Source organism: Pseudomonas sp. B23(2017), assembly GCF_002113725.1.
Lineage (GTDB): Bacteria > Pseudomonadota > Gammaproteobacteria > Pseudomonadales > Pseudomonadaceae > Aquipseudomonas > Aquipseudomonas putida_Z.
Window position 1 is genome coordinate 1 of the sequence record NZ_NEJM01000045.1, and the last position, 1,142, is coordinate 1,142.

The following is a 1,142-nucleotide window of genomic DNA, read 5'->3' on the forward strand; positions in this document are numbered from 1 at the left end:
AACTCAGCAGTGAAACGATGCATCGCCGATGGTAGTGTGGGGTTTCCCCATGTGAGAGTAGGTCATCGTCAAGATTCATTTCGCAAAACCCCTATCTGCGCATGCAGGTAGGGGTTTTGTCTTTGTGGTGCAAAAATTCCCAGGCATACGCAGCCCCTGTGGGAGCGGGCGCGCCCGCGAACACCGGCAAAGCCGGTGCCATTCACCGCGTCGCCTGTTTCGCGGCGGTTCGACGCTTCGACTTGCCCGCTCCCACAACTCCCACTCTGAGCGCGCAATACCCAGGCTGCGACAATATTCCCGTCACATTCACGTGACTTTCCCGCGCCCACCCTACGTCAAGACTTTGGTTCGGGGCATTCCTGGCCCCGGGCTGAGCGATGCCAGCGTACCGTGCTGCGCATTTCCGGACTTCCACCGTCCCATCACTTGAGGTAGCAAGCAAGATGGCCAAGGCCGCCGATGTCGTTGTGCAATGCCTGGAAAACGAAGGTGTCGAGTATGTATTCGGTATTCCCGGTGAAGAAAACCTCGACCTGCTCGAATCCCTGCGCAAGTCGAAGATCAAGCTGGTACTTACCCGTCACGAGCAGTCCGCAGGCTTCATGGCCGCCACTTACGGCCGCCTGACCGGCAAGACTGGCGTCAGCCTGTCGACCCTCGGCCCTGGCGCCACCAACCTGGTCACCGCCAGCGCCTATGCCTACCTGGGCGGCATGCCGATGATGATGATCACCGGCCAGAAGCCGATCAAGAAGTCCAAGCAGGGCCGTTTCCAGATCATCGACGTGTGCGGCATGATGGACCCCATCACCAAGTACACCCACCAGTTCGCCTCGGCCGACAACATCCCGGCCCGTATGCGCGAAGCCTTCCGCCTGGCCGAAGAAGAGAAGCCGGGTGCGGTCCACCTGGAGCTGCCTGAAGACATCGCTGCCGAGCAGACCGAAAGCCTGCCGATTCCGCCTAGCCTGAGCCGCCGCCCGCTGGCCGAGCACAAGGCCATCGAAGCCGCCGTGGAAAAACTGCAGAAAGCTCGCAGCCCGATCCTGGTGATCGGCGCCGGCGCCAACCGCAAGATGACCGCCAAGGTCCTCAAGCAGCTGATCGACAAGACCGGCATCCCGTTCATCACCACCCAG

At 61.0% G+C, this 1,142-nt stretch carries 1 protein-coding gene; it reads left to right on the forward strand.

Translation table 11 applies throughout. The annotated features are described in order from the left end of the window. Positions 1-446 precede the first annotated feature (446 nt). Positions 447-1,142, forward strand: a 696-nt coding sequence (locus tag CAG46_RS27460; protein WP_256575156.1) for a thiamine pyrophosphate-binding protein, incomplete at its 3' end; no start/stop codon positions are given.